The sequence below is a fragment of the Paraburkholderia sp. NPDC080076 genome (assembly GCF_050281145.1).
Lineage (GTDB): Bacteria > Pseudomonadota > Gammaproteobacteria > Burkholderiales > Burkholderiaceae > Paraburkholderia.
In genome coordinates, this window is sequence record NZ_JBNNWQ010000010.1 from 30,047 (window position 1) to 54,731 (window position 24,685).

Sequence of the window (24,685 nt, forward strand, 5' to 3'; positions counted from 1 at the left end):
TTTGCATTCTATAAATAGGAGTACATATGAGCGGTACGATGAAGGCTTTGATTCTCTCTGAACACGGTGACGTGGACAAACTCCATGTCGGTGAGCTACCGATGCCGAAGGCGGTGCCGGGTCACGTGGTCATCCGCGTGCGCGCGTCGTCTTTCAACTATCACGACGTCTTTACGGTGAAGGGCATGCCGGGCATCAAGGTGCCGCTGCCTGTGGTCATCGGTCTGGATATGGCGGGAGAGATCACGGAGGTTGGCGACAACGTCGAAAACTGGTCGGTCGGTGCGCGCGTGCTTGTCAATCCGCTCAACAAGAAGAAAGGTCTGATGGGCGAAATGCTCGACGGCGGCATGGCGCAGTATTGCCTCGTCAGCGCGGACCAGTTGATCGCAATGCCAGAAGGCGTGACCTTCGAAGAAGCGGCGTCTTTGCCGGTCGCCTACGGTACAGCGCACCGGATGCTCGTCACGCACAACACCATCAAGCCGGGCGATCGTGTGGTCATTCTGGGTGCGAGCGGCGGTGTCGGAACCGGCTGCGTGACGCTTGCCAAAATGCTCGGCGCGGAAGTGATCGCGGCCGCCGGCAGCGCGGACAAGGCTGAACGGCTCAAGGCCATGGGCGCCGACCACGTCATCAACTATCGCGACACCGATTTCTCGAAATGGGTCATCGAGAAGTACGGCAAGCCACAACGCCGGAGCTATGAAGGCGGTGCGGATGTCGTGATCAATTTCACCGGTGGCGATACGTGGGTGCCGTCGCTCAAATGCATCAAACGCGGCGGTAGTCTGCTCGTCTGCGGCGCGACCGCGGGCCACGATCCCAAGGAAGACCTTCGCTACATCTGGAGCTTCGAGATTCGCGTGATCGGTTCGAACAGTTTCTATGACGACAACCTCTCTGCACTGATGGAATTGATCCGTACCAGGAAGATTGCAGTGCAGATCGACAAGGTGTTGCCGCTCGAACAGGCCGCCGAAGGCCTGCGCATGATTCGCGATCGGGAAGTGCTCGGCAAGATTGTCGTTACCCCATAAAAATACGGAGACTCGAATGGCTGATAACCAGCAACTTACCGCGGAGCAGGTTCAGGCAATGCTCACGCGCGGTCCTTATCATCAGTGGCTCGGTCTGCGTGTGCTCGAAGTCGGCGACGACTCAATCGAAATCGCCGCGACGTGGCGCGAAGAGTGGGTCGTGAACCCCGAACGCCGCTATACGCACGGCGGCATTCTTGCCGCGCTGGTCGACCTCACGGCCGACTGGGCGCTGGTGTCGAAAACGGGCCGCGGCGTACCGACGATCGATCTGCGCGTCGACTATCACCGCGCGGCGATGCCCGGCGACCTCATCGCGTGCGGCAAGGTCGTGAAGTTCGGCAGCGCGATTTCGGTTGCGGAGGCGCACATCTATGACCAGTCCGGCGCGCTGCTCGCAAGCGGCCGGGGCGTCTATTCGACCGCGCCGGCACCCGCGCCGAAGGCATGATGAACACGGCGACATCGACGCTCGACCATGTCGTCGTGAACGCGATGTTCGAAACCGACGCCGCGGCGTCGTGTTTCGAAGCGCTCGGCTTCGCGCTGACGCCGCGCGGCTATCACTCGCTTGGCTCGGTCAATCACCTGATGATGTTCGATGGACATTATCTCGAACTGGTTGGCCTGCCGCCCGGCGCCACCACGTTGCGACGCGAGATTCTCGAAAGCCGTCTAGGTATAGACGGTCTCGTGTTCAAGACGGACGACGCGCAGGAAACCTATGCGCGTTTAATCGACGCCGGCGTGCGCGCCAGTGAACCGCAGTCGTTCACGCGACCCGTCGATATTGAAGGCGTCGAGCAGATCGCCCGTTTCAGGACGACCCGGCTCGCGGCCGAAGAACTGTCCGCCGGGCGCGTCTATTTCTGCGAGCACCTGACGCCGGAATGGGTCTTCCGTGCCGAATGGACGAAGCATCCGAACGGCGCGCAGCGCTTGAGGGAATGTGTGATCGTGAGTGACGATCCGCAGCACGAAGCGCGCCGTTATGCGCTGATCGCTGGGGAGTCGGATCTCAAATCGCCGTCCGCCCGGCACTCGCGCATTGCGTTGGGTGATTTCGGTCTGGACTTTGTCGATGGCGCGGCCTACCGCGCGCGCTATGGCGACCTCGTATGTAACGCAGCTGGGCGCGACAGCTATTTTGGCGCGGTCGTCGTCGAGGTAAGAGACCTTGCCGCGATGCGTGCACGTCTGGACGCGCTCACGTCCCATGCCGACGAGAGCGTCGTGCGACTGATGCCGTCGGCCCATGCGCAGAGTGACGCATCGTCCGTAGCCGTGCTGTTAGGCGAACTCAATACTGTCATTGAATTTATCGGAGCAGTTGAACATGCCCACGCCTGAGAATCTCGGCGATCTGATCGAAGCCGACGGCGATCCGTGCAAGCTTGCAGTGATCGCGCTTGGGGAACCGGATGAAACAGGTTGCGCGTGGCACGATACGCGCATGACCTACGGGGAACTCGACGCGCTGGCTGACGGCGTCGCGCGTGCACTGGTGCAGCGCGGCCTGAAAGTCGGCGAACGCGTCGCCATTCTTGCGGCGAATCGCGCCGAGTATGTCGCGGCGCTGCTCGGTATCATGCGCGCGGGAATGGTCGCGGTGCCGGTCAACTACAGGTTTCCGCCCGCGCTCTCCACTTTTGTGATCCGCGATAGCGGTGCACGTCTGGTATTTTGCGACGCCGCGCGACTTGCCGATTGCCCGGACGATCTGCCGACAGTCGTATTCGATTCGACCGGAGAGGAAAGTTTCGCTTCATTCGTCGAACCGGGCCCGTTCGAGACTTTCGTGCCGACGCCCAACATGCCGGCAATGTTTCTCTATACGTCCGGCTCGACCGGCAAGCCGAAGGGCGTGATGCTCTCGCACGGCAGCCATCTGTGGGTGGCGCGTACGCGTGCGCGCGCGCAGCCACCGGCGGCGCATCGCTTTCTGGTGGCCGCGCCGATGTATCACATGAACGCGCTGACGCTCGTGCTGATGTCGCTGTACGGGAACGGTACGGTCGTGCTGCTTCCGCAATTCACCGCGCGCATGTACATCACGGCAATCGAGCGCTATCGGGTCACGTGGCTCACCTCCGTCCCGCCAATGATCGCGATGATGCTGCGCGAAAGGGAGTTGCTTGCGCGCACGGATCTTTCGTCGGTGCGCTTCATCCGGATGGGCTCGGCGCCCGTTAGCGAGAGTCTGCTTGCGCAAATCGGCGAGGTACTGCCGAATGCGAAGCTCACTAACGTCTACGGCACGACCGAGGGCGGGCCGATCGTGTTCGGGCCCCATCCGCAAGGGATCGAACCGCCTTTGCTGTCGGTCGGATATCCGCATCCCGAAGTCAGCGTGAAGTTGCTCGACGCACCGCCGACAGGTGTGGCGACCGGCGTGCTGGCTGTAAAAAGCCCTGCCGTCATGCTCGGCTACCACAACCGGCCGGACCTGCCGCTACCGGTGACAGCAGATGGCTTCTATATAACGGGCGACGTATTTCACCGCGACGAAGAGGGCTTCTATGCGTTCGTCGGCCGTGCGGACGACATGTTCGTGTCGGGTGGCGAAAACATATTTCCGGGTGAAGTCGAGCAGATGCTGGAGACACACCCGGATATTGTCCAGGCTTGCGTGGTACCGGTTGCCGACGACATCAAGGGAACCAAGCCGGTGGCGTTCGTCGTGCGGCGCGCGGGCGCGTCGCTAACGGAAGAGCAAGCCAAACAGCACGCGCTGACTCATGCGCCCGCATACCAGCACCCGCGACGCGTGTGGTTCGTCGATGCATTGCCGCTTGCGTCGACGAACAAGATCGATCGCGCCGCATTGAAAGCGATAGCGCTTGCGTCGTTGCAGGATAGCGAGACCGCATAAGTGAAACCGACACGACATTCAACATTATGGAGTTCAGTATGAACGAGAACTTTCGCGAGTTCCTGGAACGGCTGCGCGCGGCACAGCAACTGATCGATATACGGCAGCCCGTCGACATCCGCCACGTGGGCACGCTCGTCGACCAGAGCGACAAGGCGCTGCTGTTTCATAACGTGATCGGCTACGACATGCCGCTGCTGTCGGGCATCATCCGCACGCAGGAGCGCGCGATGATGGCAATGGGCTGCGACAGCTACTCGGAAATCGAGAAGATGCTGGCGCATGGCATCCAGAACCCGATTCCGCCTAAATACGTCGCCACGTCGGCCACGAAGGAAGTGATCTACAAAGGCGACGATGTCGATCTGTTCCGCCTGCCCATTCCGATGTCTTCGATTTTCGACGGTGGCCCGATGATTACCGCGGGTATCGTGATTTCGCGCGATCCGGAGTACGGCCTGAACAGCGGCATCTATCGCTTCATGGTGAAGGAAAAAGCGCTGAGTGGCATCGACATCGTGACGCCGAACAATATGCGCATGTTCGCGCAGCGTGCGTATGAACAAGGACATCCGTGCCCGATTTCCATTTCGATCGGTAACCACCCGATGGAAATCATGGGCGCCGGCTATCGCGCGCCGATCGGTGTCGATGAGATGGCGATCGCGGGCGGCATTCGTGGCGTGCCGGTCGAACTGGCGCCTTGCGAGACCGTCGATCTGCCGTATATCGCCGACTCGGAAATCGTGATCGAAGCAGAAATCCTGCCGACGGGCTGGACGCAACCGGAAGGCCGTTTCGGCGAATTCACCGCATTGATGGGCGGGCTGCACTGGAATCCGGATGTGCGGATCAAGGCGATCATGCATCGGCGCGATGCGATGTATTACTCGCTGCACATGCCGTGGGAAAACACGTGGCTCGCGGCACCGACGCGCTATCAGGCGATTCGCAGCGCGCTGCGCACGGCAGGCGTGCAGGTAAAGGACATCAACGTAACGTTGGGTGGCCGCGCATTCTGGCACGCGGTTATTTCGATCAGGAAGCAGGCCGGCGAAGGCAAGAACGCGCTGCTGGCGGCGCTGTCGGTGATGGATCTGAAGCACGTGGTGGTCGTTGATGACGACATCGACGTGTTCAACGGCGAACAGGTCGAATGGGCGATCGCGACGCGCGTGCAGGGTGACCGCGATCTGATCGTGATCCCCGGCGCACGCGCGAAGCCGCTCGACCCGAGCCTGCCGGTGATGCCGCCTGGCACGGTGCCGACGGGCGCCAAGGTCGGTGTGGACGCAACGATCTCGGAAGGCATTCCGCACGAGCGTTATGAGCGCATTTCGTATGCGTACGCAGACACGGCGAAGATCGCGGACTACGTCGGCGGCAAGGCCGATATGGTGCATGTGTCGGAGCCGGAACAGGTGGAGGCTGCCGCAGCCGAAGCGATCGCGCTCATCGGCGACACGCCGCTTTACTACACCGAACTCGCCGAGCGGCTGTCGAAATACGACTTCCGCACGCTGGCCCGCGCGCTCGGCGAACTGCATGAACGCAAGCAGTTGTGGAAAACCGCGGAAGGCAAGTTGTGCGTGCGCGGTTCGCGCTTCGACGCCGTGCCGCCGACGCGGCGCTGATTGCCGCGATGTCCTTCAGTGCGCTGCGCAGGCCGGCAGCGCTCCATTCACCCCGTTGATGAGCTGACGTGATGCAACCTTACCTGCTTGCAAGGCGTGTGCTGTTCGCCGCCGTGATTTCCGTGCTTGCGCTTTCCGCGCAAGCCGCGCCGCTGCGCATCGGCTACTGGACGAGCGGCGTGAGCCTCGGCCTCGGCGCCGTGCTGGAAACTGGCGACTTCCTGAAGAAAGCCGGCATCGACGACGCGCGTTTCGTGCACTTCGCCGAGGTCAACGCACCGGCGAGCGGCCTCGCCGCCAACGTGATCGACGTGAGCTTCAGCGTGGCAGGCGCGAGCGCGTTCAGCATCGCGGCGACCGGCGTGCCGGTCAAGATCTTCGGTGCAACAGCGCCGGCCGATGTCACATTTGTCACACCTGCCGACTCGCAGATCCAATCGATTGCGCAGTTGCGCGGCAAGAAGATCGGTATGTCACCGTCGGGAAGTTCGGTCGCGCTGATGACGGCCGCGGTGCTGAAAGCGAACTATGGCTTCAACGCCGGCGATTATTCACTGGTGCCGGGCAACGAGGCACGTCTCGCGCAGTTTCTCGTACAGCATCAGGTCGACGCCGCGGCGCTGCGCTCCGTCACGGTCGCGCAATTGACTGAAGTGAAGACGCGGCGTCTGGGCACGCTGGTGGAAGAATGGCACAAGCTGACGAAGTCCGATGCGATGCCTTATCTGGGTGTGGCTGCGGCACGCACGGAATTGATCCAGCGCGATCCGCAATCCGTCGCGAAACTGATCGTTGCGATTCACAATGCAATCGCCTGGGGCAACGCGCATCCGGACCAGGTCGCGACGATCCTGCAGAAAGTAGCGAATCTGCCTGCAAGCGACGCGCAGATCTATGCCGCGCATTGGGCCGAATTGAACAGCATTTCCTTCGAACCAGTCGATATCGATACGCTCAAGCGCGAGCAGCAGATCTTCGCGGCGAGCGGCGCGATCAAAGGGACGCTTCCGCCCGATGTATTCGTCACCGGGCCGTACGAAACGGCAAAGAAGATCATAGCGGGTCAAAAGCCATGATGACGCGTTTGCGCGGGCAATGGCCGCATCCGGTGGATAACGGAGGTATCGCATGAAATCCCAATCCGCCGCACGGCGACGCCTCGTGGTCGGTATCAGCGGCGCGTCGGGCGCGATCTACGGCGTGCGTCTGCTGCATCTGTTACGCGAGTTGGAGGTCGAGTCGCATCTGGTGGTCAGCCGTTCGGCGCAGGTGACACTCGCACAGGAAACGCAAATGCGGCTCGCCGATCTGCAGGCGCTCGCTGACGTCAACTATCCGAACACCGATATCGGTGCGGCCATTTCGAGCGGCTCGTTTCGCGTCGACGGCATGATCGTTGCGCCGTGCTCGATCAAGACGCTGTCGGAAGTGGCTACCGGCTGCACCAGTTCGCTGCTGTCGCGAGCGGCAGACGTGATGCTGAAAGAACGTCGCCGTCTCGTGCTGATGGTGCGCGAAACGCCGTTGCATGCCGGTCATATCCGCAGCCTCGCCGCCGTCACGGACGCCGGTGCGATCGTCTATCCGCCAGTGCCGGCGTTCTATGCGCTGCCGGAAACGCTCGATCAGATGGTCGATCATACGCTCGGGCGCGTGCTCGACCTGTTCGATATCGAATCACGAACCGTGCGCCGATGGAGCGGCACTGCCGGCTGATACGCGGTGTGCTTTTTTGTGTCCAGTTTACTTCCCTATATGCATCTCCTAGAATGAGTTGAGGTTGGTGAGGTGCCTACAGAAAGACGTAAGCATAATACACAGCCATTCCAGGATAGAGCGCACGGGGGGCCACATGGAAGGAAAAGTAATTTCTGGGGGCAAGGCGGCGGCCGAGGGCAAGTTGCTGGGCGAGTCGACTTATCTGGCGATGAGGCAGGCGATACTGTCCTGTTCGCTGAAACCGGGCAGCATGCTGACCGAGGCTGCGCTGATGGATCAATACGGCGTCGGCAAGTCGACATGCCGGCTGGCGCTTGCGCGTCTCACGCACGAAGGGTTGGTACGTTCGGTTCCGCGACACGGCTACGTCGTCGTGCCGGTCACGCTGAAGGATGTCGAGGAGGTGTTTGCGCTGCGACTCATTCTCGAACCCGAAGCCGCGCGGCTCGCGGCCGGCAAGGTGGACGCGAAGGCGTTGATGCGGATCGACCGCACAGCGCGCGGCAATACGGCGTCGAAGAATCACGGCAACCGGATCGGCTTTTTCCTCGATGCGAACCGTGAATTTCATCTGGTGATTGCAATGGCGTCGGGCAACGACCGTCTGGTGCGCAGCATCTCGGTGCTGTTCGACGAAATGACGCGACTGGTGGCGCTCGGTTTCAGCGACGAAGACGACAGCCCGGAAATTTCCGACGATCACCGCCAACTGGTCGAGGTGCTGGCGGCAGGCGACGGCAAGGCAGGCGCGCGCATTGCGCGCCGGCACATCGAGAAGTTTCGCGACATGACGATGGAGCGTGTGCTCCGCAGCATGAAACAGGACTTCGAGCACACGCCGCTGGTAGCGATCGGCAAGTGATACGGAGGTTCCGCCTTTGCTTTCAGGCGGAACCTCTCGATGGATGGTTGCACCGTGCTTCATGTTTTGATAAGGACATTTAGTAATCCTTTAAAGACGATGCCAGGGAGACCGACGGCGTCGCTATTTCAGGCAGAGCACAATGAAATCGTTTCGTTCCGTTCTAAAGGCAGTATGCGCACTCGCATTAGTCGGCGTGTGCCTCACCAGTGTGTATGCGGCGCCGTTGCGAGTGGGCTACTGGACCAGTGGCACCAGCCTCGGTTTCGGTGCCGTGCTCGAAGCGCAGAAGTTCTTTGAGAAGCAGGGCCTGCAGGTGCAGTTTGTCCACTTTCCGGACGTGAATGGACCGACTACCGCGTTGGCTTCGAACGCGATCGATCTGGCATTCGGCACCAGCCTCGCGGGGGCATTCAGCCTGAGCCAGCAGGGTGTGCCGGTCCGGATGGTGGCCGCCACGCAGATCGTCGATGCGCAAATCGTCGTGCTTGCCGATTCGCCCATCCATTCCGCGGGTGAACTGCGCGGCAAGAAAATCGGCATGTCGCCAATCGGCAGTGCGACCACTGGCGTCGGCACCGCCGTGCTCGACGGCAATTACGGACTCAAGCTTGCCGACTATCGCCTGGTGGCGGGCGACGAGCCGCGTCTTGCGCAGTTCCTCGTTCAGAAGAACGTGGATGCCGCCGTCATGCGTCCCACCACGGTGGCGCAAGTGCCGGACAGTGCGCAGAAAGTCCGCGTGATCACGACATTGTCCGATCAATGGAAACAGATGACGAAGGCGAGCACACCGCCCTATATCGGTGTCGCCGTGATGCGCAGCGAGTGGCTTAAGGACAACTCGGCGGATGCGGTGAAGGTGCTCGCGGCGATGCGCCAGGCGCTGGCCTTCGGCGCGGCCAATCCCGACGCGGTCGTGGCGATTCTGAAGAAGGCCGGCAACATGAGCGACCAGGGAGCGCGTTTTTACGGCGACCACTGGACGACCATGAATACGGTCTCGTTCAAATCGGGTGACATCGACACACTGAAACGCACATTCGAAGTTTTCAAGGCCGCCGGCACGCTGAAGGGCGAGCTTCCCGCGGATCTCTTCTATCAGAAGCCTTATCTCGACTCGGAAGCAGTCAAATGAGCGGATATTGGGAATGGGCCCGTGGCCGCTGTGGCCACACCGGAGTACGGGCCTTCATCAACGGAGCAGCAATATGACGGAAAAGTGCGACGGTACGGTCGCGACCATTGGATTTCCCGCTAGTCGGATCCGCTGGCCGGAAGAGGGCATTACGCGCGTGCCGCTGCGTGTGTTCTCCGATGCGGCGACCTACGAGCGCGAGCAGGATGCCGTGTTCCGTGGGCCCACATGGAGTTTCCTCTGCCTCGACATCGAGATTCCCAAACCGGGTGACTACATTACGACCAAGGTCGGTCATACCTCGGTAATTGTTGTGCACCAGCAGGACGGCACCATTGGTGCGCTTGTGAACAAGTGCGTGCACAAGGGCTCAGTGCTTTGCTATGAAGCGCAGGGTCACCGCAAGCGTCCGAACTTCGTTTGCCCCTATCACAACTGGGTCTATAACTTCGACGGTGAACTGACGAGCGTCGCATTCGAGAAGGGCGTGCAGGGTAAAGGTGGTATGCCCGAGGATTTCGACAAGTCGAAGTTCCGTTTGACGAAGCTGCGCGTGGAGACCATCCGCGGCCTTGTGTTCGGCACTTTCTCCGACGAGGCCCCTGCACTGAAGGACTATCTCGGGCCAACGATGGTGCGGCACATGGAGCGCACGCTATATGGACGCGTAAAAATACTTGGCCGCTATAGCCAGGTGATGCACAACAACTGGAAGCTCTACGTCGAGAATAGCCGCGACAACTATCACCCGAGCCTGCTGCACGCGTTTTTCTCGACCTTCAAGATCAACCGGCTGTCGGCGGAAGGCGGCACTTTGCAGGATGAAGACAGCCGGCATCACATCACCTTTACGAAGCGCTATACCGACATCGGCGATCAGGCATACGACTCCGGTGTGATTCGTGCCATGCGCGACGATTTTGGTCTGAAGGATCCTTCGCTGATCGATCAGTGGATGGAGTATCCCGACCAGATCACGAACGCGATCCAGAGCATTTTCCCCGGCTTCGTGCTGCATCAGATCATGAATTCGATAGGCGTGCGGCAGGTGGTGCCGCTCGGCGTGGATCGATGCGAACTGATCTGGACGGTGCTCGGTTTCGAGGAAGACACGCCGGAGCAAACGCTCATCCGGCGCAAGCAAAGCAATCTGGTCGGCCCCGCGGGTTATGTGTCGATGGAAGACGGCACGATCGGCGCGTTCGTCGAAAAGGGCATTCGCGGCGATCTTGACGACGCTGCGGTGATCGAGATGGGCGGCAAGGGCACCGGCCCGATGGCGACCCGCGCAACCGAAACCTCGGTGCGCGGCTTCTGGAAATTCTATAGAGAGCTGATGGATGTCTAGTGTTGCGCGCTATCCTGACCTGGAGGTCAGCACCCAGACGGGCGCGTGTATCGCACGCCTGATGACCCACTATTGCAGTTCGATCGACAATGGCGATCTCGGCCGCTGGCCGGAGTTCTTCACTGAAGATTGCACTTACCGCATTCTCACGCGCACCGATTTCGAAGCGGGCCGCGATTTTGGTATCTGGTTCTGCAACACGCGCGGCATGCTGCTGGATCGCGTCAGTTCGATCCAGTCGGTCAATGTGTTCGAGCCGCATGTCTACCGTCACGTGCTTGGGCCGACCGAAGTCGTCAGCGTCGAAGACGGGCTGATCGGTTGCGAAACCAGCTACATGGTCGTGCGAACCGGCTATGAAGGTGGGATGGTCGTGTTTAGCGCGGGGCGTTACGTCGATCAGGTCGTTCTCGCGGGCGGCCGCGCGTTGCTGCATGAGCGCACGGTCGTCACGGATTCGTGCCGCTACGACACGCTCGTTGCACTTCCTCTCTAAGGATGCTGCCCGGATGACCGAGCCCACCCGCCGTTACCGGCTGCACCTCGAAAGTCAGCGGCGTCAGCCGCCACCTTTCCATCTTCATGAAACCGTGTGGCAGGCCGCCTGCGCGCGGCATCCCGATCTCGCACAACGCATCGATGTGACGTTCGGTTGGGACGGCGAACGGTTCGCGCGTCCGCTCGACGACGTCGACTTCCTGCTGGCGTCGAGATTTCCGCATGACGTGGTGAACGACGCGCCACGTCTACGCTGGATTCACACGACGGGCGCTGGCGTCGATCATCTGATGCCGCTCGATCGCTTGCGTTCCGACTTGATCCTGACGAACAGTAGCGGCGTTCATAGTGAGAAAGCCTTCGAGTACACGCAGATGGCATTATTGATGCTGAATGCGCAACTGCCGGCCGTGTTTCAGGCGCAGCGGGCGCATCGCTGGGACGTGCGGCTGACCACATCGATTCGCGGCAAGACGGCGCTGATAATCGGCTTCGGCGATCTGGGCATGGCGGCGAGCCGCGCAGCACGTTTGCTCGGCCTGCGAGCGATTGCCTTGAACCGGAGCGGCGCCGCGCCGACGGCGGAAGCGGTCGATGTGCTCGCAACGATCTCCACACTCGACGACTGGCTGCCTCAAGCCGACTTCGTCGTTGTCACCGCGCCGCTTACGCTCGCCACACGCGGTCTTCTTTCCGCCGAGCGCCTCGCCCGCATGCGGCCCGGTGCGGGCATCGTCAACCTCTCACGCGCAGCGCTGATCGACTATGCCGCACTGTTCGAGCGGCTGCATTCGGGCGAGTGCGGCGGCGCGCTGCTCGACGTGTTCGACCCTGAACCCTTGCCGACGGAGCATGCGGCGTGGGACGTGCCGGGACTCGTCGTCACGCCGCACATTTCGTGCGATGCGCCCGATTACAATCTGCGGGTGCTTGAACTCTGGCTGGGCAACTTCGCGCGATTCCTGCGCGGCGAGCTGCTGACGAACATCGTCGACCGCACACGCGGTTATTGACCCGGAAGAAGTTCGACATCTCGGTTATCACGGTCCGAAGAAAGGTTCTGCGACCATGGCGACTCCGCGCTACAAAACGTAAAGCCAAGCGAGCAGCGTGACGACTGAAAACAGCGTAGTCATCGAGATCACTGCGCCCACTACGGCCTTTTCGACGTCGTATTCAACCGCGAGCACGTACGCGCTCTTGGCGGTGGGCACGGCAGAGCACACGACGGCGGCGACGGTCGCAGTCCGGTCGAGGTCTGCCGCAAGGCAAAGCGCGTAGACCACGAGCGGCATGATGGCCAGTTTGAGCGCCGTCAGCAACGCATAGAGACCCAGCCGCTCGCGCAGTTCGGCGATTGTTAGATCAAGTCCAATTGCGAACAGCGCGCATGGCGTCAACGCTTCTCCGAGCACCGTGAGAAATGACTTGACCGGTCCGGACAGTTCCGAACCGAGCATCGACCAAAGCAGTCCGAAAATCGTGGCAAGGATGACGGGATTGGTGGCGATCTGCCGCAACAGCGCCGCCGTCCGTATGTTGCGCGATGTATCGTATCGCCCGATCTCGAGCAGCAGTACCAGTATCGGAAACATGATGGCGCCGACGAAGACGGTTGCGATCGCAGCCGCGAGCACGCCCGGTGGGCCAAAAAGCGACTTCAATATAGGGAGCGCAACGAATCCGGTGTTCGTCATCGACACGGCAGCAGCCAATATTCCGCTCTTTCCGACGCCTGCGCCCCACGCGATTCGCACAAACATCATCACAGCCACAAAGCAAATCATGGAACCGCCGCCGAACGCAGCAAGAAAGCGCCAGTCAAGGAGGGAGTGAAGCGACTGATCGGCGATCGTCAGGAAGACCAGGGAGGGCATCGCCACGTAGTAGGCAAAGCGCATCAGCGGTGCGGCCAGCGCGCGCGGCATGTAGCCGGAGGCGCCGGCAAACCATCCCGTTAGAATGATGGCAAAGATCGGAAGTATGGTGCCGGCGAGATGCATAGTGACCTCCCATAGCTATGGGACTTGGGCGCATCAACGCTCATCCCTGACTGGGCGTCATTATCCGAGAAAACCTGGCGCGACGCGCGGTGAAGTCGCAATTGATCTCCCGCTAAGACCGGGCCGCTGACCGTCGACATTTTTCACAACGCGAATAACTCGGATTCGCTGCATTGCATCTGGGCGGACTGCATGGCGATGCCGTTTCGTTTTTTGTCCGTTGCTTTGCCGGACACGCGACGCAGTTCAAGCCGCAAGCAGATAACCGGTCATCGACGGTTGCGCGATCCGGGGAGGAAATACGCACCAGCGGCCGTCATCGTGCCGAAAGAAAAAGATTGCACGCGAGCCGGCCGGAGCCGACGCCTCGACATGCACATAGCGGCCGCCGTCAGCACGCATACGACCGAACTGAACCACGCGGATCCGCACCGGCGGAACGGGTGCAAGCCACTTTTCGACCACGTAATGCAGGGACTTCTCGGCGGTGTTCATGACCCTCTCCTTCGGCCTCGCCCCGGTCACGCTGCCGGCGGCTCGAGCGCTGCAAGCGAGGCACGACGTGAGGGGTGACTAGAGAGTAGGATCAGCTTGAAATTTACGATAGTTAATGTTTTTCATGGTAACGATAATCAATAGGTTATGCATTTTTCGACCCGACCAAATCGGGGTGCCGCGAACCTATCAGGCCATGCATGCTGCGACCGGACGTAGGCGGCCACAAGTTGCGGGTCTTTGGAAAGGCATAGAGGTATGTATCAATCAGGATGTTCATCGGCCATCGCCCTATAGGGAGGCTTGCATGCTGGGAGTTGCGCAATTCATCGCCACGCTGGGTTGTACGGTTTTTTCTGGGGCGGCGATCTACATCAGTCTCGTCGAACATCCAGCCCGGATGCAATGCGACACCAGGACGGCTGCGACGGTCTGGGCGCCGAGCTACCGTCGGGCGACGATCATGCAAGCACCGTTGGCCGTTTTGAGCTGCATTGCCGGTATCGTGGCATGGTGGCTCGAGGGAGCCGCATTATGGCTAGTCGGTGCGCTGCTCATAGGCAGTGTCGTACCGTTCACCTTGATCATCATTAAGCCCACCAACGCACAGCTTTTAGCGCAAGGGCGGGATCTCGCGTCGGCTGAAACGAGGGCGTTGCTCGACAAGTGGGGCAGACTTCATGCAGTGCGCAGCGTGTCGAGCCTTGCCGCATCGCTGATCTTTCTGACGGCCGCATTGATGCAGCACGTGTGAGCCGCAGGCGTCGTGAACCGCCCGAGCCGTCTGAACCGAACGGACTTTCGAGATTCCGCGAAGCGGGCTACGCGCCGTCCTGATACTTCGGCAAGTCGTCGCTCAACGAGAGGCCAGGAAACATGCTCGCGCACCACACGTGCCATGACGGGCGGACTCTTGTGGGATCGTCGAGCGTCGCGTAGTTGATTTCGACCGTTTGCGGCGCCGCCGACTCGCGATACTCGAGTTGCGTACCGCAATGACCGCAGAAGCGCCGTTCGCCCCAGGTGCTCGACTCATACACCCGCGGCTCACCCCGGACGTACTTGAACTCGCCAATCGGCACCGACGCGGATGCGGTCACCGCTGCGCCGGTGGTCTTCTGGCACAAGCGGCAGTGGCAAAAGCCGGCGTCGGTCGGAACAACGGTGACCTGATAGCGGATAGCGCCGCATGCGCAGCCTCCTTCCAATACGTTGTCGGTCTTCATCCTCGTCTCCGCATGTTCTGTCGCGAACGTCTTCAAGGATACGACGCAGGCGCGGGCAATGCAGGCGTATGAGTAATGCAGCCATATCGGCGGCCTGCCGCTTCATTCGAGTGTCGTCCCGGCATGTCCCGGAGCGCCCAATCGACAATGCCCGCTCCGTTGCGATCGTTCGACGGCCCGCGATCGCACGAATGGTTTTCTGGTTGACCGCTACGAGCCGATAGGTACGAGCAGCTTTCGCCGGATCCGCTGGTTGATCCCTCTTTTTCACCGCGCGTCGCGATACGGTCCGGCGTTGAATGCAGCGGGGACGTCGCCCATCTCCGACGCTCACTCCCACAAATGCAGAGCTATTGACGCACTGGGTTTCTGCGGAGCGCCAAATGCTTAGGCGGTGCCTAGGCGCGATTCGGCAATCCGCTTCAGATCATCGGGGGTTGAAGCAGATCCGGCCAACTGCTCAAGCAGGTCCGCGGCTCTCTTTTCGTCTTTGGGCCCACCATCGCCAAGCGTCAAACTCGTCGCCAGGTTAAGTATCGACCGGGGCAGCCCTCGCGAGGCCAAAGCCTCAAGGAGGTGACGAGCCACTTCGGGCTCCCGGTTTCGGTTGCCGCTTAGCAACTCATCAGCAATCGTTTCTACAAACCTCAGCGAGCTTTCGTTTTCCGTTCTGTGTATGCCGGTCACGAGCGCTTGTTCGAAGTGGCCGACGGAATGCTGCCCGGCGTGAGCCAACGTGCTAAGCGCCTCTTGAAAACTCAGATCTTCCTTCGAACCGGCAAACGGCGTTTCTGGCGCGTTGCGACCTTCTTCGTGCGCATGCGCGGCCGATGGTTGCCACCATCGAACAAAGTCGTCCGCGGATTCGCCGTGAAGATCAACTGACGATGCGAGCAATTGCGACACCTGATAGACGCGTCTCTCGGTTAGCGTCGCGCTGTCACACGCCTCGTCGAGCGCGGAAGCTGCTTTGCTGCCCAGCTCGCTGTGGAGGTCGGTCCAGTCTCTATAGCCGAAGACTTCGGAGGTCACCTGGCGCGCCTGGGATTCCTTTAGAGAAAGGCGGTATTTGAGTCGATTGGCGGCCCGCGTCGGGATGGACGCGTTCTGGAAGTAGATACGCATGGCTTCGGTCCGAGTATCCGTGCCGACGAGCCTTCACAGCCGGCACGGAACCGAAATGAACTGTGAGGCGGCGCAGGGGGCGTGATGCCCCGTCAGAAAAAATACCGTTGGTTTCGCATGCAGTCAATCCTATTCTAAGAAACAGGCATTTTGCGCGATAACGCCCAATCTGAGCGCCAAGCGGTGTTCAAGATAGAAGCGGCAGCATTTGAATGGCCGCTTTACATATACCTGATGGACCGTCGTGGGTCGATGTTGGTCTGTCGGGCCGGTCATTGCTGAGCCAGCAGGGCTCCGCCTGGCTTGATTGGAGAGGGCCGATCCATCGGTTTGAACGATCGCCATGTCGTCCACGGAACAATCCGCAACTTGGAACTATACTGGGGCACCTGGAGGTTTCAATGACCGATCACGACAGACTGCATCCACTACGTCCACTCCTGAAAAATTGGGTTTGGGAACATGGTCGAATCGGGACTCGCTATTTGGACTGCGTCGATGGCGAGATCAAGTTTGATGAAGGCAAGAAATCGCATTTCGCAGCCGAGAAATACACCTACGTGCCCCTTGGTAAGGACGCTCGAGACGATGTATCTGTGGATGGGCCTGCGATCCAGGAGGCGGGACTTGCGCGGTTTTTGCGGGCTGCGCAGTTGGGCAAGCCAGAGGAGGCTGGTTCTGTAGCGGAGGTTCAACGCGCAGTGCAGGACTGCGTTGAACTCGGCCTGTTCAGCGCATATCAATTGGCGGCGCGAGAGGCATTTGCCCGCTACGCGCAGGAACCCATGTTCGAGGACGAGATCCGCGCGGCGGTTGTCGACGACATCCGGCGTAGTTACGCCGGCATGCCGGAACAACTGGCGCTGTACGATTTCAGTGTGCTTTACGGCTTGCCCACGCCGCTGCTTATCAGCGAGACACCCTTCATCGACTGGCGCGTGCGCGCCAGTCCGGCGCTTCCGTTTGTATCGCTTCCACTGGGACCGTACTGCCTGCTTGTAGGCGCGCCATCGGGCAGGCGAAGCCGAATCGGCTCGGTGGTCTGGAAGGCAGCCGCCGCGATGGGCCCGTTGAAGGACCACAACCGCCAGATTGCGGAGCACGCACGTCTATGGCTGGTGGCGACTACTGATGACCAACTCGTCGCTGCACAAAGCCGCATTGCTGCGGCCCTGGGTTCCAGGCAAGACGATACGAAGCGCTGACCACCGCGAAAAAGGAGACGTCGGCGGCGGGTGACTGTTGCTGGATGATCCCGCTGATCGAATTGGCCCCGATCGCAATTTGGGGTTTGACGCGTTGTGCCTGGCAATAGCGGTCTATATGTTCACGTGTCGAAGAATCGCTGCTCAGCAGCACGAGCGATTCCTTTTCGAACTCACGAATGGATAACGGGCGTCGTCGGGTTGCGCAAGAAGGGTCTCGACGCGCTGCCGGTTCATTTCCGTAACGCTGGGATTGATCCTCGGATAGCGCGCGTTGAAGTTCTCTACCACCGGGCCAATCAGAGATGCGGTGAGCGACGGCGTCATCGCCAATCGAAGCTCACCGCGAGTCAGTCCCTGCACCTCATGAATGGCCCGCCTTCCGGCATCCGGATCCTGCAGTGCACGGCGGGCGTACCGTGCATAACCTCTGCCTGCATCAGTGAGCCGGATCGTGCGTCCTGACCGCTCCAGGAGTTGCGCACCCATTGCGTATTCCAACTGCTTGATCCGTTGCGACAGTGTTGGAAGTCGCGAATGTGCCGCAGCAGCAAGACGCCTCAACTATAGGAGATGCTTATTGGCCGAATAGTAAACCGATCTTGGACGCTATAGCCAACGCCCATCATTATCTCGTCAACCCCTGGCTTGAGGCGATGACGGTGCAAAAGCTGATCGACGGTTTTCCGACCACACCTGACGCGGCTCGCACTCGTGACGAGGACATTCATGTCTGCCCGAACACCTGATCTGACGAGACGGCTGACGCTACTGTTTGCGCTTGCTTCCGGCGTCATTGTCGCGAACATCTACTATGCACAGCCGCTATTGGCCGCTATTGCGAGTACCTTCGGCTATAGTCCGGCCCGGGTTGGCTTCCTGGTTACGCTCACCCAGCTCGGCTACGCGTGTGGCTTGCTATTGATCGTGCCACTCGGCGACGTATTGAATCGGCGCACACTCATCGTATCCTTGCTTCTGCTCACGGTGCTCGCGTTGCTCGCAGTGGCTCTGAGCCCTGACTTCAAGCTGTTTGCCGCGGCAAGCATGCTACTCGGTGCCACCTCGTGCGCTGCACAGTTGCAAGTTCCGTTCGCCGCTTCGCTCGCATCAGACGACGAGCGTGGACGCGTAGTAGGCACCGTAATGAGCGGTTTGCTTCTCGGCATCCTGCTGGCACGAACAGTCTCCGGAACCATCGCGCAATTGGCGGGCTGGCGAATCGTTTATGGTGTCGCCGCATTTTTGATCCTGCTTCTCACCTTGTGCCTTTTGCGAGCATTGCCGCAAGACCGAAGAAGTGATCAAGCCTGGCGCTATGGTCAGTTGCTGCGGTCTCTGCTGACACTGCTGGATCAACACCCAACGATCGGCCTGCGCTCACTGTATGGCGCTCTGGGCTATGCCTGCTTCAGTATCTTCTGGACCGCACTGACATTTCTTCTCAATGCCGCTCCCTACCACTACTCCGAGGCGAAGATCGGAGTGTTTGGTCTGGCCGGTGCCGCTGGTGCGCTCGCGGCCGGCTCGGCGGGGCGTATGGCAGATCGCGGGCATGGGCATCGTGCGACCGGACTTTTCAGCAGCGCGATTCTGGCGTCGTTCGTGTTCATTTACCTTGGTGCGCACTCGCTGACTTCATTGATCGTTGGCGTTCTGCTTTTGGACGTGGGCGTACAGGGCTTGCACATTTCCAACCAGGGTGTGATCTATGCACTCGCTCCAGACGCGCGGAGCCGAATCACGACCATTTATCTGACCTGCTATTTCTTTGGCGGCGCAATCGGTTCAAGTGCGGCTAGCGTGGCTTATTACAAGGCGGGCTGGTCAGGAGTTTGCGTTGCCGGTGCTTTTTTTTCGACCCTATTGATCGGCAGCTGGCTGGCGGCGCATCGGCAGCAATGCCGCAGGCTCTGCCTTCAATGAAGTCGGGCAGTTCACCGTTATCGCGAAACCGGCTATCCCCATACTCGACACACATGCAGACGATTGAGTCTGCTCAACGAAGGCGAAGAACCATGAATACGTTTTTCAAGTTAGCAGAAAGATCAGGCGCACTGTCCAAACTGTTGTGTGTAGCGATCGTCATTGCTGCCGGTTTACCGTTGACCTCTACGGTAGCCTTCGCCGAAACCGGCAATCAGTCTTCGTCAAGAAAGGACGCCGCGCCAGACGACTATTTTCATACCGGTGCGGGCGCCCGGTATTTACGCCGTGCCGATGGGGATATCGTCGTGGAGCCCCTGCGCGGAAATATCACCGTGCTAATGGGTTCGGGCGGCAACATTACCGTCCTGTCGGGCAAGGAAGGCAAGTTTCTGGTTGACGCGGGCATCAGCAAATCGCAGGAAAAACTGCAAGCCGCGCTCGACAAGATCAGTCCCGCGCCGCTGAAATACGTGGTGAACACGCATTGGCATTGGGACCATACCGATGGCAATGCGTGGATGCATGCAGCTGGCGCCACCATCGTTGCACACAAGAATACCTTGAGGCGTCTGACCGAGACGACGCATGTCGATGCCTGGAATTGGACCTTCGATCCGGTGCCGGCAGGCGCGCGCCCGACGCTGATCGTCAATGATGAAAAGACCTTCACCTTCGCGGGAACGAACATCGAAGTGGAAAACTTCGGTCATGGCCATACCGATGGCGATCTATGGGTGTACTTCGAAAACGCTGACGTACTAGCGCTGGGAGACACCTTCTGGAACGGAATCTATCCGTATATCGACAATGAAGACGGCGGCAACATCGACGGTGCGATCCAATGGGCCAACAAGGCTGTGGCGTTTGCGACAGACCACACCATCGTCGTTCCCGGCCACGGCGCAGTGGGTACACGCGCCCAACTAATCGAATTCCGCGACATGTTGGTCACGGTACGCAACAACGTTGCAGCCTTGAAATCGCAAGGTAAATCATTGGAAGAAATTATTGCCGCCAAGCCGACGGCGGCCTTCGACGCCAAATGGGGGAATTTTGTGTTCAACGGCAGTCAATTTACGAAGATGGTCTACGACGGCCTGTAATAAGACGTATCCAATTCCTGGTTTGCCGCTGGGTTGGCTGGTGCGCGAAAACACCAACGGCCAAATCCTCGTGGGCTGGCATCCCGCCCCGGCGATGACAAGTGCGGTGGTTCTTACCAACGAACAACTGGCGGGCTAGGCAGCTCTCGCGACGGGCTGGAGCTACACGTGAAGGGATCTTTTAAAGGTCCCTTCCTCGGTTTGCACCGGAAAGTGAGCGCGACTTGAGGAGCTTAAAGAAGGCCTCAAAGTCGCAGATGAGATTTCTTTCGGGCGGCCGATCATACGGGCGATTCATCACGGCAGGGGGCACAGGATCGGCAATGGTTTGTCTCAACCAGACATTGCCGGAATCGCGATGGGAACGCGCATGCCGATGTTGCTTCACGGTGTAGCGAGGCAGATCGTACGACATCACCAAATGAAGGATTGGTTCGCGGGATTACATGGCCAGTGCGTAATAGCGTGGCACGGCGACAAAACCCATCGACAGCGCGTGCCTCGCGACGCGTCCCGAAGCGGGGGCACGCCACTCAAGGCCGCGTGCGATCAATGGCTCAAGGCGGCGCCCGGCGGCATCTCCGGCGCGTGCACCGTGACGGTCTTGCGGACTTTCGCCACATCCGTCGCGCTGACCATCGGCGCCGCGTTGCCCCAACTGTTGCGCACGAAGTTTGTCACATCCGCGACTTCCTGATCGTTCAGGCGCCAGCCGAAGGCGGGCATCGTGAACGCGGAGGGCGCGGTCTTCGTGCCTTCGAGCGTGCTGCCGCTGAGCAGCACGTGAACCAGCGAGGTCGCATCCTTGCCCTGCACGACCGGATTGCCGCCCAGCGCCGGAAACACGCGGTTGTAACCGCGGCCGTCGCTGCGGTGGCAGGCCGTGCAGTTGTCGCGATAGACGGACGCGCCCGGCGCGGTGGCGTCGCCCGTGCGCAGGGCGCGCGCGGCCGTGTCGTCGTACGCGTAGGGCGTTTCCTTCGGATCCGTCGACGGCAGCGTCTTCAGATAACGCGCAATCGCGGTCAGATCGGCGTCGCTCATGTGCTGCATGCTGTGCTGCACGACGTCCGTCATGCCGCCGAAGGCCGCACTGTGCTGCGTGCGTCCGGTCTTCAGGAATTGCACGAGATCGGCTTCGCTCCACGCGCCGATGCCGGTGCGCGGATTGCCGCGCAGGCTCGACGGAATCCAGCCGTCGATCGTCGCGCCGCCCGCGAGAAACGCCGGACCATCGAGGTCGCTCAATGCGCGTTCCTGCATCGTCGCCGCGCGCGGCGTGTGGCACGCACCGCAATGGCCGAGCCCTTGCACGAGATAGGCGCCACGCGCGATAACCGGATCGGCGTAATGCTTCGCGTCGAACGAAACCGGTCCGGGCGCGAACAGGTGACGCCAGATACCGAGCGGCCAGCGCATCGACAGCGGCCAGACGATATCGACCGGACGGTTCGTCTGGTTCACCGGTGCGACGCCTTGCGTGAAGTACGCATACAGCGCGTGCATGTCGTCTTCGCTCAGGCGTGCATACGACGGGAACGGCATGGCCGGATACAGCGTATCGCCGTTCGGCTTCACGCCGGCGCGCACCGCGCGATCGAACTGCGCGAAGGTCCACGCGCCGATCCCGGTGTTGCGGTCCGGCGTGATATTGGTCGAGTAGATCGCGCCGATCGGCGTGTCGAACTTCAGGCCGCCGGCGAAGGGCTTGCCCGCGGGCGCGGAGTGACACGCGATGCAGTCGCCGGCCCGCGCGAGATATTGGCCGTGCGCGATCAGTGCCGCGTCGTTCTGGTTCTGTGGCGCTGCCGCGTGCGCCGCCAGTGTGGTCATGCCCAGCACAGCCGCCGGGCCCACGCGTTTCATCGCCCGCATGAGGCGCTGGATATCGGTCGTCTTCGTCATGCGCTCACCAGCGGCCCGGGGTTCTTCAGATACTGCGTGCGGATCGCCCGCGCCGACCAGTAGGCCAGCGCCGCGACGAGGCCGGTCGGGTTGTAGCCGATGCCCTGCGGAAACGCCGACGCGCCCATCACGAACACGTTGTGCACGTCCCAGCTTTGCAGGTAACGGTTCAGCACGCTCGTCTTCGGATCGGTGCCCATCACCGCGCCGCCCACCAGGTGCGTGGTCTGATAGCGGCGCGAGTCGAAGTGCGCGCCGAATTCGCGCGTATAGACGTTGATCGACTTCGGACCCATCTGCTGCGCGATCTTCTGCATCTGGCCGGTCACGTAGCGCGCCATCCTGATGTCGTTGTCCTTCCAGTCGAAGGTCATGCGCAACAGCGGCTGGCCGTACGAATCGCGGTAGGTCGGATCGAGGTCGAGGAACACGTCGCGGTACGACATGTTGCTGCCGTGCGCGTCCATCGAAATGGTGTGCGCGTAGTGGTCCTTCACCGACTTCTTCCAGTCGGCGCCCCAGTTCGGCGTGCCGGCGGGCGTGGCGATGCCGCTGACCGGCTTGGTGCCCGCCTGGTTCACCCACAACGGCGAACCGCCGACGAAGCCGAGCGGGCCGTGATCGAAGTTGTCGGCGTTGAAGTCGTCGACCGCGACGCCGTTGCCGCCCGCGCCGATGAACGGATTGGTGAAGGTGTCCCGGTCGAAGAACGCGGTGATGGTCGAGAGGTTCTGGTACGCGAAATTGCGGCCGACCACGCCTTCGCCCGAGACCGGGTCGTACGGTTTGCCGATGCCCGACAGCAGAAGCAGGTGGACGTTGTGATACTGGAACGCCGCGACGATCACCAGATCGGCCGGCTGGAACACTTCGTTGCCGGCCGGATCGACATAGGTCACGCCTCTGGCGCGTTTTTTTGTGTCGTCGAGTTCGACGCGCAGCACGTGGCAGCGCGAGCGCAGTTCGAAGTCCGGCGACTGTTTGAGCGCGGGCAGAATGTTCAGGTTCGGCGACGCCTTCGAATACATGTAGCACGCGTAGCCGCTGCAGAAGCCGCAGAAGTTGCACGGGCCCATCTGCACGCCGTACGGGTTCGTGTACGGCCCCGACGTATTCGCCGAGGGCAGACGGTACGGGTTCAGCCCGAGTTCGCGCGCGGCCTTGCCGAAGCGCTCGGCCGAATACGTGTTCAGTTGGGCGGCGAGCGGAAAGTTGTCGCTGCGCGGCGCTTCGAACACGTTGCCGTCGCCGACCACCTTGCCGTTGACCTTGTACGCCTGGCCCGAGGTGCCGAACACCTTCTCGGCGAAGTCGAAATGCGGTTCGAGTTCGTCGTAGCTGACGCCGTAGTCCTGGATCGTCATGCCTTCGGGAATGAAGCGCCTGCCGTAGCGTTCCTCGTAGTGGCTCTTCAGGCGCAGCTCTTCCGGCGTGATGCGGAAGTGCACGCCCGACCAGTGCAGGCCCGCGCCGCCGACGCCTTCGCCCGGCAGAAACGCGGCCAACTGGCGATACGGCAAGGCGGTATCGTTCGGCGCATGGCGGATCGAGACAGTGGTCTTCGAGAGATCGAGGAACAGCTTCTTGCGCACGTTATAGGTCAGCTCGTCGATGGTGTTCGGATACGCGCCGTCCGGATAGGTGTCGCGATATTCGCCGCGTTCGAGCGCGACGACCTTGAGGCCCGCTTCGGTGAGTTCCTTCGCGAGAATCGCACCGGTCCAGCCGAAGCCGATGATTACCGCGTCGACGTGCGGTTTGGTTTGGGTAGACATCAGGTGCGCTTTCCTTCGATCGACACGGGGCCATACGGATAGGCCGCGCCGTTCTGATTGACGAAGTCCATGAAATCGGCGCGCGCGCCGGGAAAGCCGATCATCTTCCAGCCGCCCATGTCGCGATTGCCGCCGTGGACCGGATCGCAGAAGTAGCCTTCGCGGGTGTTCTGCAGCAGCTGTCCGAAGAACACCTCGGCCGGCACGTCGGCGAGATCGACCTTGCCTTTCTCGAGCGTGCCGAGCACGGTGTCACGCGTGGCAGCATCAAGGGCATCGAAGGGGTGTGCGTAGGTCTTCGTGCAGTACGCGTTGACTGCCGCGATGCCGAGGCGGTACAGATCGCGCGGCACCAGCTTCAACTGATAGCCGAGTTCGGGCGCGCCCTGCGTGAACGGAGCCTGCATGTACCAGAGCGCGCCATGCGCGTACGGCGTCTCCATCTGCCGGTCGATGAATTCGGGCACGCCCGCTTCGACGGCGCCGGGGCCTTCGCTGTCCGGCGGAATCAGACGGTCGACCGCGGCATGGATGAACGCCCATTCCTTCGCGTCGAAGAAACGCGGCTTGTAGTCCGCGCCGGACGCGCGGTCCGCGGACGCGTTCGAATCTGGCGCGGACGTGCCGGACGACTTCAGATCGCACGCGGCGAGCGTTCCTGCCGGAACCAGAGCGACGGCCGAGCGAAAGAAGCCTCGGCGCGACGTAAGGGGAAATGGAGGCATGTTGTTCGAGTCCGCAGGTCGGGCCGCAAATGCGCTCCCGGACAGTCATTGGATTGCGTTAGCAATGATGTTGGCACCGGCTC

Annotated in this window: 24 protein-coding genes and 1 pseudogene; 17 read left to right on the forward strand and 8 right to left on the reverse strand. The window is 61.0% G+C overall.

Translation table 11 applies throughout. The features are described from left to right. Positions 1–26: 26 nt before the first annotated feature. The 12 genes from ACQKRQ_RS31815 (at position 27) to ACQKRQ_RS31870 (ending at position 12,124) form a co-directional block, all read left to right on the forward strand. Positions 27–1,040, forward strand: a complete 1,014-nt coding sequence (locus ACQKRQ_RS31815) for a zinc-binding dehydrogenase (RefSeq protein ID WP_132381464.1) — start codon at positions 27–29, stop codon at positions 1,038–1,040. Between the two features lie 16 nt (positions 1,041–1,056). Next, the gene (locus tag ACQKRQ_RS31820; protein WP_427481428.1) at positions 1,057–1,491 is read left to right on the forward strand and encodes a PaaI family thioesterase; all 435 of its coding nucleotides are present in this window, start codon (positions 1,057–1,059) and stop codon (positions 1,489–1,491) included. Next, the gene (locus ACQKRQ_RS31825; RefSeq protein ID WP_427481429.1) at positions 1,488–2,390 is read left to right on the forward strand and encodes a VOC family protein; all 903 of its coding nucleotides are present in this window, start codon (positions 1,488–1,490) and stop codon (positions 2,388–2,390) included. Before ACQKRQ_RS31820 ends, ACQKRQ_RS31825 begins: the two co-directional genes overlap by 4 nt. Beyond that, the gene (locus ACQKRQ_RS31830) at positions 2,377–3,912 is read left to right on the forward strand and encodes a class I adenylate-forming enzyme family protein (RefSeq protein WP_427481430.1); all 1,536 of its coding nucleotides are present in this window, start codon (positions 2,377–2,379) and stop codon (positions 3,910–3,912) included. Before ACQKRQ_RS31825 ends, ACQKRQ_RS31830 begins: the two co-directional genes overlap by 14 nt. A gap of 38 nt (positions 3,913–3,950) precedes the next feature. Beyond that, positions 3,951–5,546, forward strand: a complete 1,596-nt coding sequence (locus ACQKRQ_RS31835) for a UbiD family decarboxylase (protein ID WP_427481431.1) — start codon at positions 3,951–3,953, stop codon at positions 5,544–5,546. Positions 5,547–5,617: 71 nt separating this feature from the next. Beyond that, positions 5,618–6,622: an ABC transporter substrate-binding protein gene (locus ACQKRQ_RS31840; RefSeq protein WP_427481651.1), complete on the forward strand. Its 1,005-nt coding sequence runs from the start codon at positions 5,618–5,620 to the stop codon at positions 6,620–6,622. Between the two features lie 52 nt (positions 6,623–6,674). Beyond that, positions 6,675–7,262, forward strand: a complete 588-nt coding sequence (locus tag ACQKRQ_RS31845; protein ID WP_427481432.1) for a UbiX family flavin prenyltransferase — start codon at positions 6,675–6,677, stop codon at positions 7,260–7,262. A 136-nt stretch (positions 7,263–7,398) separates the two neighbouring features. Next, positions 7,399–8,127, forward strand: a complete 729-nt coding sequence (locus tag ACQKRQ_RS31850; RefSeq protein WP_427481433.1) for a GntR family transcriptional regulator — start codon at positions 7,399–7,401, stop codon at positions 8,125–8,127. A gap of 142 nt (positions 8,128–8,269) precedes the next feature. Then, positions 8,270–9,265: an ABC transporter substrate-binding protein gene (locus ACQKRQ_RS31855; RefSeq protein WP_427481434.1), complete on the forward strand. Its 996-nt coding sequence runs from the start codon at positions 8,270–8,272 to the stop codon at positions 9,263–9,265. 73 nt (positions 9,266–9,338) lie between these two features. Further along, positions 9,339–10,613, forward strand: coding sequence for an aromatic ring-hydroxylating dioxygenase subunit alpha (locus ACQKRQ_RS31860; RefSeq protein ID WP_427481435.1), 1,275 nt, complete (start codon positions 9,339–9,341; stop codon positions 10,611–10,613). After that, the gene (locus ACQKRQ_RS31865; protein ID WP_132381481.1) at positions 10,606–11,109 is read left to right on the forward strand and encodes an aromatic-ring-hydroxylating dioxygenase subunit beta; all 504 of its coding nucleotides are present in this window, start codon (positions 10,606–10,608) and stop codon (positions 11,107–11,109) included. The genes ACQKRQ_RS31860 and ACQKRQ_RS31865 overlap by 8 nt, the downstream gene beginning before the upstream one ends. A 13-nt stretch (positions 11,110–11,122) precedes the next feature. Continuing rightward, a complete protein-coding gene (locus tag ACQKRQ_RS31870) occupies positions 11,123–12,124 on the forward strand; it encodes a D-2-hydroxyacid dehydrogenase (RefSeq protein WP_427481436.1) in 1,002 nt (333 codons plus the stop codon). Between the two features lie 69 nt (positions 12,125–12,193). Here the strand turns inward: ACQKRQ_RS31870 and ACQKRQ_RS31875 are convergent, their stop codons facing one another. After that, the gene (locus ACQKRQ_RS31875; protein ID WP_427481437.1) at positions 12,194–13,114 is read right to left on the reverse strand and encodes an AEC family transporter; all 921 of its coding nucleotides are present in this window, start codon (positions 13,112–13,114) and stop codon (positions 12,194–12,196) included. A gap of 246 nt (positions 13,115–13,360) precedes the next feature. Continuing rightward, positions 13,361–13,609 (reverse strand): hypothetical protein, encoded by a 249-nt coding sequence (locus ACQKRQ_RS31880; RefSeq protein ID WP_132381486.1) that lies wholly within the window; start codon positions 13,607–13,609, stop codon positions 13,361–13,363. Positions 13,610–13,916: 307 nt separating this feature from the next. Between ACQKRQ_RS31880 and ACQKRQ_RS31885 the strand changes: the two genes are divergently transcribed. After that, the gene (locus ACQKRQ_RS31885) at positions 13,917–14,363 is read left to right on the forward strand and encodes a DUF1772 domain-containing protein (protein ID WP_427481438.1); all 447 of its coding nucleotides are present in this window, start codon (positions 13,917–13,919) and stop codon (positions 14,361–14,363) included. 67 nt (positions 14,364–14,430) lie between these two features. Here ACQKRQ_RS31885 and ACQKRQ_RS31890 read toward each other — a convergent pair whose 3' ends face one another. Beyond that, entirely contained in the window at positions 14,431–14,835 is a 405-nt protein-coding gene (locus ACQKRQ_RS31890) for a GFA family protein (RefSeq protein WP_427481439.1), read from the reverse strand. Between the two features lie 387 nt (positions 14,836–15,222). After that, a complete protein-coding gene (locus tag ACQKRQ_RS31895; protein ID WP_408291966.1) occupies positions 15,223–15,960 on the reverse strand; it encodes a hypothetical protein in 738 nt (245 codons plus the stop codon). A gap of 401 nt (positions 15,961–16,361) precedes the next feature. Here ACQKRQ_RS31895 and ACQKRQ_RS31900 point away from each other — a divergent pair, with 401 nt between their 5' ends. After that, positions 16,362–17,165 carry a hypothetical protein gene (locus ACQKRQ_RS31900; RefSeq protein WP_427481440.1) on the forward strand — a complete coding sequence of 268 codons (804 nt, stop codon included), beginning with the start codon at positions 16,362–16,364 and terminating at the stop codon, positions 17,163–17,165. On the opposite strand, the pseudogene ACQKRQ_RS31905 reads toward ACQKRQ_RS31900, so the two are convergent. Continuing rightward, positions 17,086–17,729, reverse strand: a pseudogene (locus ACQKRQ_RS31905) (LysR substrate-binding domain-containing protein). The gene ACQKRQ_RS31900 and the pseudogene ACQKRQ_RS31905 overlap by 80 nt on opposite strands. Here ACQKRQ_RS31905 and ACQKRQ_RS31910 point away from each other — a divergent pair. The 3 genes from ACQKRQ_RS31910 (at position 17,690) to ACQKRQ_RS31920 (ending at position 20,197) form a co-directional block, all read left to right on the forward strand. Next, entirely contained in the window at positions 17,690–17,914 is a 225-nt protein-coding gene (locus ACQKRQ_RS31910) for a hypothetical protein (RefSeq protein WP_427481666.1), read from the forward strand. The pseudogene ACQKRQ_RS31905 and the gene ACQKRQ_RS31910 overlap by 40 nt on opposite strands. Then, entirely contained in the window at positions 17,895–19,091 is a 1,197-nt protein-coding gene (locus ACQKRQ_RS31915; protein ID WP_427481441.1) for an MFS transporter, read from the forward strand. The genes ACQKRQ_RS31910 and ACQKRQ_RS31915 overlap by 20 nt, the downstream gene beginning before the upstream one ends. A gap of 92 nt (positions 19,092–19,183) precedes the next feature. Next, positions 19,184–20,197 (forward strand): MBL fold metallo-hydrolase, encoded by a 1,014-nt coding sequence (locus tag ACQKRQ_RS31920; RefSeq protein ID WP_427481442.1) that lies wholly within the window; start codon positions 19,184–19,186, stop codon positions 20,195–20,197. 549 nt (positions 20,198–20,746) lie between these two features. Here ACQKRQ_RS31920 and ACQKRQ_RS31925 read toward each other — a convergent pair. The 3 genes from ACQKRQ_RS31925 to ACQKRQ_RS31935 are packed head-to-tail and all read right to left on the reverse strand — an operon-like array spanning position 20,747 to position 24,602. Beyond that, the gene (locus ACQKRQ_RS31925; protein ID WP_427481443.1) at positions 20,747–22,102 is read right to left on the reverse strand and encodes a c-type cytochrome; all 1,356 of its coding nucleotides are present in this window, start codon (positions 22,100–22,102) and stop codon (positions 20,747–20,749) included. Continuing rightward, entirely contained in the window at positions 22,099–23,877 is a 1,779-nt protein-coding gene (locus ACQKRQ_RS31930; protein WP_427481444.1) for a GMC family oxidoreductase, read from the reverse strand. Before ACQKRQ_RS31930 ends, ACQKRQ_RS31925 begins: the two co-directional genes overlap by 4 nt. Then, positions 23,877–24,602: a gluconate 2-dehydrogenase subunit 3 family protein gene (locus ACQKRQ_RS31935; protein WP_427481445.1), complete on the reverse strand. Its 726-nt coding sequence runs from the start codon at positions 24,600–24,602 to the stop codon at positions 23,877–23,879. Before ACQKRQ_RS31935 ends, ACQKRQ_RS31930 begins: the two co-directional genes overlap by 1 nt. Positions 24,603–24,685: the final 83 nt, after the last annotated feature.

What these genes read in the sequence shown, in the direction of transcription:
- ACQKRQ_RS31870 (WP_427481436.1), top strand. Translation starts at nt 11,123, where the DNA reads ATGACCGAGCCCACCCGCCGTTACCGGCTGCACCTCGAAAGTCAGCGG.
- ACQKRQ_RS31840 (WP_427481651.1), top strand. Translation starts at nt 5,618, where the DNA reads ATGCAACCTTACCTGCTTGCAAGGCGTGTGCTGTTCGCCGCCGTGATT.
- ACQKRQ_RS31815 (WP_132381464.1), top strand. Translation starts at nt 27, where the DNA reads ATGAGCGGTACGATGAAGGCTTTGATTCTCTCTGAACACGGTGACGTG.
- ACQKRQ_RS31930 (WP_427481444.1), bottom strand. Translation starts at nt 23,877, where the DNA reads ATGTCTACCCAAACCAAACCGCACGTCGACGCGGTAATCATCGGCTTC.
- ACQKRQ_RS31890 (WP_427481439.1), bottom strand. Translation starts at nt 14,835, where the DNA reads ATGAAGACCGACAACGTATTGGAAGGAGGCTGCGCATGCGGCGCTATC.
- ACQKRQ_RS31900 (WP_427481440.1), top strand. Translation starts at nt 16,362, where the DNA reads ATGACCGATCACGACAGACTGCATCCACTACGTCCACTCCTGAAAAAT.
- ACQKRQ_RS31850 (WP_427481433.1), top strand. Translation starts at nt 7,399, where the DNA reads ATGGAAGGAAAAGTAATTTCTGGGGGCAAGGCGGCGGCCGAGGGCAAG.
- ACQKRQ_RS31915 (WP_427481441.1), top strand. Translation starts at nt 17,895, where the DNA reads ATGTCTGCCCGAACACCTGATCTGACGAGACGGCTGACGCTACTGTTT.
- ACQKRQ_RS31855 (WP_427481434.1), top strand. Translation starts at nt 8,270, where the DNA reads ATGAAATCGTTTCGTTCCGTTCTAAAGGCAGTATGCGCACTCGCATTA.
- ACQKRQ_RS31875 (WP_427481437.1), bottom strand. Translation starts at nt 13,114, where the DNA reads ATGCATCTCGCCGGCACCATACTTCCGATCTTTGCCATCATTCTAACG.
- ACQKRQ_RS31820 (WP_427481428.1), top strand. Translation starts at nt 1,057, where the DNA reads ATGGCTGATAACCAGCAACTTACCGCGGAGCAGGTTCAGGCAATGCTC.
- ACQKRQ_RS31860 (WP_427481435.1), top strand. Translation starts at nt 9,339, where the DNA reads ATGACGGAAAAGTGCGACGGTACGGTCGCGACCATTGGATTTCCCGCT.
- ACQKRQ_RS31925 (WP_427481443.1), bottom strand. Translation starts at nt 22,102, where the DNA reads ATGACGAAGACGACCGATATCCAGCGCCTCATGCGGGCGATGAAACGC.
- ACQKRQ_RS31835 (WP_427481431.1), top strand. Translation starts at nt 3,951, where the DNA reads ATGAACGAGAACTTTCGCGAGTTCCTGGAACGGCTGCGCGCGGCACAG.
- ACQKRQ_RS31865 (WP_132381481.1), top strand. Translation starts at nt 10,606, where the DNA reads ATGTCTAGTGTTGCGCGCTATCCTGACCTGGAGGTCAGCACCCAGACG.
- ACQKRQ_RS31920 (WP_427481442.1), top strand. Translation starts at nt 19,184, where the DNA reads ATGAATACGTTTTTCAAGTTAGCAGAAAGATCAGGCGCACTGTCCAAA.
- ACQKRQ_RS31825 (WP_427481429.1), top strand. Translation starts at nt 1,488, where the DNA reads ATGATGAACACGGCGACATCGACGCTCGACCATGTCGTCGTGAACGCG.
- ACQKRQ_RS31880 (WP_132381486.1), bottom strand. Translation starts at nt 13,609, where the DNA reads ATGAACACCGCCGAGAAGTCCCTGCATTACGTGGTCGAAAAGTGGCTT.
- ACQKRQ_RS31845 (WP_427481432.1), top strand. Translation starts at nt 6,675, where the DNA reads ATGAAATCCCAATCCGCCGCACGGCGACGCCTCGTGGTCGGTATCAGC.
- ACQKRQ_RS31935 (WP_427481445.1), bottom strand. Translation starts at nt 24,602, where the DNA reads ATGCCTCCATTTCCCCTTACGTCGCGCCGAGGCTTCTTTCGCTCGGCC.
- ACQKRQ_RS31885 (WP_427481438.1), top strand. Translation starts at nt 13,917, where the DNA reads ATGCTGGGAGTTGCGCAATTCATCGCCACGCTGGGTTGTACGGTTTTT.
- ACQKRQ_RS31895 (WP_408291966.1), bottom strand. Translation starts at nt 15,960, where the DNA reads ATGCGTATCTACTTCCAGAACGCGTCCATCCCGACGCGGGCCGCCAAT.
- ACQKRQ_RS31830 (WP_427481430.1), top strand. Translation starts at nt 2,377, where the DNA reads ATGCCCACGCCTGAGAATCTCGGCGATCTGATCGAAGCCGACGGCGAT.